We start from the raw sequence: 8,380 nt of genomic DNA, 5'->3' as shown, positions 1-8,380 counted from the left end.
TCTCATAGCTCTCCTTCACGTTCAACCGAATGCCGCCGCCAGCTGTTGAATAATAGCCATTGCCGAACTGATCAAATATATAAACCGAGTTGGCGCCGCGTTTTATCGTATTGATGAACGAAATATTTCCCTCTATGCCTCGCTGGATCAAGAGCAGAAGGTCAAAATCGTCAGGCACCTGATTGCTATTATCGATCGATGTTTGCTGCCTTTTCTCGTAATAGCTGTTCGAGAGAATCAGATTTTGTTTGATATCGTTCTGGTACGCAGGAATAGAGGAAATACGAATCATATCCTCGATATAATCGTCAACACGAACCATCATGTTCTCAAGCATTTTGGTCGAATAGACAATCGTTTTCTCCTCAATCGAACGCGAGTAATTGCTATATGAGATGTAGCCTATAAACGATAACGGCAGCGTGATTAGAAGCAGGAAAACGATAAATAGCTTCCCCTCCATTCTCATGCTGCCTAAAGCTGCCCATATGCGCCACAATCGTTTTCTGGGGCTCATCCTCTTAACTCTCCCTTATTCTAGATGGCAGGCATAACGTTTCCGCCGTTTACAGGAATGTAAGCGCCAGTTATAAAGCTTGCTAGATCCGATGCTAGAAAAGCGACCGTATTGGCAATCTCTTGGTCCGTTCCTCTGCGTTTAAGCGGAACGTTTTGTGAATAAGCAAGGTTCTCCTCCGTACCAGTGGCACGATCGCGATCACTGATGGTCCACCCTGGCGCAACCTGATTAACCGTAATTTGATGCTCCCCAGCTTCTTTGGCTAACACACGATAGACGCCATCCATCCCGCGTTTGCCAGCTGTATAGGCTGATTGTCCCACAAAATTTTGCATCGCGCATTCAGTGTTGATGCCAATGACTCTACCGCCGCCCCGCTCGATCATTGCCGGCACAAAAGCTTTCGCTAAAAAGACGCTATGCAATACGCAGGATTCGAATTGGCTGACATAATCAGCAACAGGCTGTTCTAGTATGCTTGTCCATTGGTACTGAATGACCGCGTTAGCGACAACGATGTCTACATGGCCGAGCTCCTCTGTTACCTTAGCTTTCATTTCATTAATATGCTGCTCATTCGTTACGTCTGCCTGTACGATCATCGCTTTTCTGCCCATAGCTGTAATTTCCGTCTGCAATTCTTTGGCCTTTGCTTCGTTATTATTGTAGTGCAGAACGATGTTAGCGCCGCAGCTTGCCAGTGTACGTGCCATAACCCGTCCTAAATCGCCAGTAGCTCCTGTGATTAAAGCTGTTTTATTAGAAAGATCAATGTGCATGAATAAGGTCACCTTTCTTTATGGAAACAGATTTGTTAGATCATTTACTAATAATTATGCTACCAAAAAATATTCATTTTATAAAGCTTATCCAAAAAAAATGAATTTGTACACACAAGTAAACGATACGGCGAATTAATTTACAATATGGTTATCTTCTTCATGGCTTGCAGCGGCTATTTCAAGCAATATTCCTTGTGATTTCGACTATTTTCATGTATATTACAGACTATAGCCTACTCTAAACATTCACATATGTATTAATAATAACTCTTATTCGGAGGTAACCCTTGAAAATCGAGCTATCAGAGCAAAGCCTGCCTATATTTGAGGCTATATCGAGTAATGTACGCATTCAAATGATTCACCTGCTCTCCAAAAAATCAATGAACATTCGCGAGCTGGCAGAGGCTTTAGGCTTAAGCAGTGCAATCATGACAATGCACGTAAAAAAGCTGGAGAAGGCCGGAATCATCAAATCCGAAATGACCCCCGGCAAAGGCGGTGCCGCTCAGAAGGTGTGCTCGCTTAGCATGGATGGACTTGAAATAGCATTCCCTCGCAAGGACGTCGTACAGCGCGAGTCACGCAGAACCGAGGTTTCCATCGGACATTATACCGATCTCAACATCGTTCCTACTTGCGGCATTTGCACGACGGAAAAGGTTATCGGAATTTTCGACGACCCCCGCTACTTTCTTGATCCCGATCGCGTGAACGCCAAAATATTATGGTTCTCGCAAGGTTATATCGAATACAAAATTCCTAACTTCCTATTAACGAGCGAGAGTCCAGACGAGCTCGAAATTTCGATGGAAATTTCGTCTGAAGCGCCTCTCACCAATATGAACTGGCCTTCGGATCTTACGTTTTTCTTTAATGGTGTAAATGTTGGCATGTGGACGAGCCCTGCCGATTATGGCGGAAAAGGCAAGCTTAATCCACCTTGGTGGTTTGATGATGTCAACCAGTTCGGTTTATTGAAGCGGTTGATTATTAAGAAGGATGGCACTTACATGGACGGCCTTAGGCTCTCGGATGTAAGTCTCGACCAGATTGATATTAGCAACAGTCACTGGACGTTCCGTATTGCGATTTTGGAGGATGCTGAGCATATTGGCGGCTTTACTTTATTCGGCTCTGGTTTCGGAAACTATAATCAGGATCTCATTTTCAAGCTGTACTATACGAAGCTGGCGCAAGAGGATCGGACAACCGTCTAATCTGCTATATACGAAGAAAAGAAGAGGGGCCCCGCATGGGGCTCCTCTTCTTTAGCTTGATTAAGCTGCTTCCTGTCATAGTGCCTCGTTAATCTATTCTTTCGCTGATAGCAAATTCAAGATTCGGTAAAGAAACACTGCAGTTTCAGCACGGGTAGTATGATTGCTTGGCTTGATCATGCCGCCATCTCCTTGAATGAGACCTAGCTCAATCATGCCTGCTATGCTGCTGGCTGCATAATCTGGCACCTTATCTGCATCCTTGAAGCTGCTGAGCGATGCAATATCGCTAGGTAGCTCTAACGCTTCCGCTGCCTTTAATGCCCGCGCTGCCATAACCATCATATCTTGCCTTGTTATCTTTGCCTTCGGCTCAAATCGTCCACCCTCCATGCCGGTAACGATACCTAGCTTCTTGGCAATAGCCACTGCATCATAAAAATAATCCTGTGGCTGAACATCTGTGAATGCATCGCTTGCCTCCGCCTTCAAGCCTAACGCTCTTACAAGCATTAGAATAAAGTCTGCTCGGCTTACCTGTACAGCCGGGCTGAAGGTTGTAGCCGATGTTCCTTTTACAATACCTAAGGCAGCCAACTTCTCAACCGCTTCCTGCGCCCAAGAGTATTTGCCGAGATCTGTAAAGGCTGCTGCGGGCTGTTTATAAAATACTGCATAGATGCCCATGCGGTCTATTTGGAACCTGATATGTTTATCTGAGTCGGAATAGGCTGCTGCCGCAATTGCTGATGCTGTTCCTTGTTCATTAATGGACAATATACCGATGCTTGACGCTGTCTCGCTGCCTGTTAACAAATACGGGACCGTAACGGTAATCGGTGCCTTTGCATTGGTCCATGTATAAGCCTTTCCATCCAATAGCGCCGAAAGCTCAACGACTGCTCTTTCACCTATCTGGATCTGTACATCCTKCTTCAACGTTTTAAGGTCCCGCTCGCCGATGATAAGCCGCAGCTCCTTGCCAAGCTCTGCTGACTTCACCAGCATCTGTCCAGAAAGCAAGATCGTTGCTTTAGGCGTCGTTACTTCAATAAGCAAGTTAGGATGCTCAGACAAGAAGGATACAGGAAGATCCAAAGCATACTTCGCTGCCTCGCCGTTTTTGTTAAGCACAATAATTGCTTTCAGCTTTCCGTCTTTATCTGCTTTCGCCCGAGCTATCGCCTTCTGCAGGTCTTGTTCACTGACCACACCGACAGCCATCGTTCCACTTGGATCAAGCTTAGTGCTCATTTCCGCTTTGACAGAACCATCTGATTGCAGCTGGAACAAGTCAGGAGTGGAAATGACCGAGTCCCCGCCTCCTCCGCCAGTCGATGCTTTCTTGTACTCAAAAGTAACCCGTTTAGGCTCGCTCATATCATCTAATGCTAGATACGCCTCATAGATCCCCTCTACATCACCTGTCAATGTAAATGCGAATTGAAAGTTTCCAGTTTCTGTACTCGTCGTCTCGGCTGTGTAATTTACCTTGCCTTGTGGATCAAGCACCTTCAAGCTTACTTTTGTATGATCGCCATTCACCACTAACCCATCAATTGTTACCTTTTTTGCCGCAGTATCCAGTCCTGCTTTAACGCCTTCTATCGTCTTAATAAGCTCAATCTCTTTCTTGTATTCAAAAGTAATCTTCTCCGGCTCACTCATATCATCTGTTGCTAGATAGGCCTCATAGGTTCCCTCTAGTTCACCTGTAAGTGTAAAGTCGAATTGAAAGTTTCCAGCAGCTTCACTCATCTTCTTCGCTTCATAGTGAACTTTGCCTTGTGGATCGACGACTTTCAAACTTACGTTTGCAAGATCGCCATTCATTACCAGACCGTCTAAAGTTACTTTTTTGGATGCCGCATCTACCGTAGTTTTAATGCCTTCAATAGGCTTGGCTTCCTCTGCTCCCGAAAAGTGATAAACGCCAAATTCATAGAACGAATATCCGTAAAATGTTGCTCTTTCGATCCCTTCAAATTTAATGTATCTAGCTTTGATCGGGTCAAAATGAACCGTTTCTTTGCCGTCCTTCGCCGTAATTACGCCGTCATTTTCCTTGATCACACTCTTCCAATTTTGCTTATCATCGGAGACGAGTAATTTATAGGTTTTTGCGCGAGCGTATTCCCAATCAATCGTTACAGTGTCCATCTCCGTCACTTCACCGAGATCGACCTGGAACCATGTGTTGTTCAGCAGTTCACTTGCCCATCTTGTTGAAGGGAATCCATCAACTGCTTTCCCCGGAGCATAATTTGGATTACCGGCTTCTACTGTAGATGCTTCCGCGGCTTTATTCTGTGCCAAATTTCCAAGCAGGTAATAGACGTCTTCCTTCAGCGTGCTGTACGCCCCGTCTGTAATCATATGCTCTTTTTTCAGAAGCTCCAGCTTCGCATTAAAGCCTTTTAAGTACTTGGTAAACTTCGACTTGTCGTTTCCTTCGAACCGGMTCATCATCTCCAAATAATTGTTCAGCGAGCGAGCTGCTTCGTCATTTGTGAATTGTTTGGTTTCCTTGTAGCTTTCAATTAATGTTTTCAAATCGGATGCGCTGGTACCCGCTTCAATCACATAAAATGTTTTTTCCGATTTGCCTGCTGCTACGGTAATGACAAGCTCATGTTTTCCTGGCTTGCCTGCCAAATTTATAACCGTTCCTTCTGTGTAAGGCTTGCCATTAAAGGTAGCTGTTACTTTATTCAATCCACTTCCATCATCATTGATTAATTTCCATGTAAACGAAATGGGTTCTCTTTCCGAAATAGCCACTCCGCTTTGAAGCACTTGGCCATTCATTTGTACTTCTGCCTTTGGAGGGGCAGCGTTGTTCGCTTGATACGTTCCTTTTATAAATTGATAGAGCCAATCGTACAAAATGCGTGTTGCAGGATCAGCACTTACCGCCGTATCAAATACAGCATTATTACCTTGGTAGTAGGCTTTAAAGGCTGATTGCATAAAGCCGGTTTGGACGCCGCTGTTTAAATAATCAACATACCGCTCCCTAAACACGCCATCAGTCACCATACGATCATCAAACTCAAGCTCAACGCCCATCCCATACCGCTTCGCTATGTTCGTGGCGTCTTCCAGACGATCCTCATCCAATGGCTCGAAAAAGTAGTTTGGCTGGAAGGCTACAGCATCTATCCCGACATCCTTCCACATATGGCTTTTGTAAGCTAAGAAGTGCGGTATCCAGAAAAGCTTCAAGTTCTGAGCATGCACTTTATTACTCGTCGAACGAATTAAATCCGGCCCTGTCGCGCTTGTACTGATTTGTTCCTCCAGCCAGTACATGCCGGCAAGCTCAAGATGAGAGTAATGGTTTGATGCCCATTTTTGTTCCGCTTCATTTAACCACCACTGTATCGCTTTCTCTCTATTTGCATACGCTTTCATTTCTCCAACTTCAGAAGCATTGAAGCTTTCAGATATACCATCACCGTCAATATCTCCGAAATCGTTCACATACTCACCTGGGTCTGGAATCATTAAAACAACCTTTACCTTATGATCAGGCTGATTCAGCTTGCTTCCAACTTCCATCGCCGCTTCGTTTAGCTGCTGCATATCGCCTGTTTCTGCAAATGTTTTGTTCAGGTACCATTTCCAGTCCTCCAGCGTAGCTCCTCCGCCAAACGCATTTCCGGCCGGCGATGTAAGTCCAAGATAAAGAACGCCGTCAAAAAGCCAATCCACTGGTTCCCCGGACCGATCTACGTAACTGATATTAGGAATAATCCGATCCTTCGTCCAAGTACCCTTATCATTCGCATATTGTCCGTTATAGAGCAATCCAAGATTACGAATGCCAGCCGTTGCTTCTCCCGGCTCTAAGTAGCTCGGCTGCTCAGCGGCAACTTCTTCCGCTCCTTCCACTTTTCCATCTGCGCCCCATATTTCGATTTCATCAATGAAGGTCCAAGCTCTCGTATGCATCGAGAAGGTTACTTTCACATAACGGGCATAAGCCATCTCCGCATCAGAATTCCCACTTTTGATGCCATCTCTGCTTCCATTCCAGTCATATACCTCTTCTCTTGGCGGCCCATCCCCCCAAAGCAGCTTGGTTGAATTGTGTGAAAGCGTTCCCCAATTTTCTTTGTCGTCGGATACGTACATTGAGACCGTCAACGGCACAAGCATAGTGTTGTCAGGCCAATCCTGCAAAAATCGCGCTTTAATGCTCGAGATAGATTTCTTCTCCCCTAAATCAAACACAACCTCGCGTGTCATCTTCTTCACATGCCCTACCCAAGCCGGGTCCGACATATCCAACTTTCCATAAATGCCATCGGTCAGCTTATTATGATCATCCGGGTACTTGGCCTCCGGAGCTTCGGACCATTCATATCCAAGCCCCGCAGCAAGATTACGGAATGCAGACTGTCCCTGATCCTGTCCTTGATCTTGTCCATCTTCCGCTTGTACTGCCGGAACCAGTGTCAACAACAGGGCACTTATCAATGCGATAGCTATCCAGCTTTTACTTCTTTTCATTAATGACAGCTCCCTTTCTATTCTCAAATAAAAAGACTACTAGACATGCAATACAATAGGTTTCATTTCAAGCCTGCTTTAAGTCTTTTGCAGCACTCAATCCTCCTTCCTAAGATTCCATCGCAACCGATGTAGAAGCTTGCAGGACATGTTCTTACTGTTACTTTAAGAAACTTGACCCAACTTTCAAAGAGATAACTTATGACTTTGATATACATTTGTTTACTTGTCTCCTTTCACCGCTCAGATTGCTCTTGTCATGGACAAATAAATGGGCCTATCTCAAAATAAATAGACTCAAATAGGGAATGGCGTCACAGAAAAAATTTCTGTGACGCCATTTTTTTCATCAGCTGCATGATTATTAATGAAATCGAGCTATCTCTCCAGTGAGTTTATCTCTTTTGAGACTCGCCCTATTTCATCGTGCCTTGTATGGAAACGATAGGTTTAATTTTGCAACGCATTCTATTTTCGCATTTATGCGTATTCACACAATCCGCCTCAACTGTTGACGCTCAAAATGCTCTGTTGCTAGCGGCCATCGTTAAAGCATATATCGCTAACGAACCTAGCAGCTCTTATTTAGACTATTCGTATAGCTTTGAAATTCCAACGAACTCCAGAAGCATTATATCGAGAAAAATGAGGCATAACATCTTATAAAGCATGAAATAACGACATTAAGATTCGTTAAAACTTAAAACAGGTAATTTTCTGTACAATAAGCTTAATACAGTTCGTTAGGGGAGTGCTCTTAGCATGTTGTGCGCCGCTGACGGCGAAATAACTATTAAAAACATAAGCGCAACTAGCAGATGAAGAATAACTAGAGATCCCAACATTTCTTTTCTCAAGGCTCTTGCTAACCAGTAAGCCAAAGCGTTCGTTCGCCTACCCATCGTATGCTTTAAAGCAAACAGCCATCGACCAGAACAGGAAATAGCAGTACATGATTAGCTAAACAGCTCTTGTACCATTGTCTTGCAGCATATGATCCATCATTTTTGTCCAAAGCGAACTATTGCTCCAGCGAGCTGACCACTATGGAGACACCTTATCTCAACCCTGCCTATTTACCTTATGCAGGCAGCTCTTGCTTCTCAAGCATATCCGACATTTTGATCGCAAGCCCCTCATGCAGCCTCGAATGCTCCGACGCAAATGCTATCAGATGGCTTTGCAGCGACGCCGTTGCAGAGGTCAAGCCATGTGAAGGATTGCTGTCAAATTGGCAAACGTTTCGCAGGAACGAGCTGACCATCCGATCATCTCCGCCTCCGTGGCCATCCCCTTGGACGCTGCAGCGAATTTCAAGCTGTTCTCCCGTTGCATAACGATAC

3 protein-coding genes and 2 pseudogenes are annotated in these 8,380 nt (G+C 44.7%); 1 reads left to right on the top strand and 4 read right to left on the bottom strand.

What is annotated here, in order from left to right; all coding sequences use genetic code 11:
* Positions 1-517: pseudogene (locus AC1DSE_RS25140) on the bottom strand (cache domain-containing sensor histidine kinase); the annotation flags it as partial.
* A 20-nt stretch (positions 518-537) separates the two neighbouring features.
* Positions 538-1,299: an SDR family NAD(P)-dependent oxidoreductase gene (locus AC1DSE_RS25135; protein ID WP_477512520.1), complete on the bottom strand. Its 762-nt coding sequence runs from the start codon at positions 1,297-1,299 to the stop codon at positions 538-540.
* Positions 1,300-1,589: 290 nt separating this feature from the next.
* Here AC1DSE_RS25135 and AC1DSE_RS25130 point away from each other — a divergent pair, with 290 nt between their 5' ends.
* On the top strand, positions 1,590-2,522 hold the full coding sequence (locus AC1DSE_RS25130; RefSeq protein ID WP_076268999.1) for an ArsR/SmtB family transcription factor: 933 nt from the start codon (positions 1,590-1,592) through the stop codon (positions 2,520-2,522).
* Between the two features lie 93 nt (positions 2,523-2,615).
* Here the strand turns inward: AC1DSE_RS25130 and AC1DSE_RS25125 are convergent, their stop codons facing one another.
* Together AC1DSE_RS25125 and AC1DSE_RS25120 are read right to left on the bottom strand one after the other, a co-directional pair.
* Positions 2,616-7,037 (bottom strand): DUF4855 domain-containing protein, encoded by a 4,422-nt coding sequence (locus AC1DSE_RS25125; protein ID WP_477528359.1) that lies wholly within the window; start codon positions 7,035-7,037, stop codon positions 2,616-2,618.
* Between the two features lie 1,081 nt (positions 7,038-8,118).
* Positions 8,119-8,380 (bottom strand): annotated as a pseudogene (locus tag AC1DSE_RS25120) (gfo/Idh/MocA family oxidoreductase); the annotation flags it as partial.

The sequence above is a fragment of the Paenibacillus sp. 01L418 genome (assembly GCF_056400045.1).
The sequence above is the reverse complement of the archived record's forward strand: the minus strand, read 5'-3'. Positions and strand labels throughout refer to the sequence as shown.

What these genes read in the sequence shown, in the direction of transcription:
- AC1DSE_RS25135 (WP_477512520.1), bottom strand. Translation starts at nt 1,299, where the DNA reads ATGCACATTGATCTTTCTAATAAAACAGCTTTAATCACAGGAGCTACT.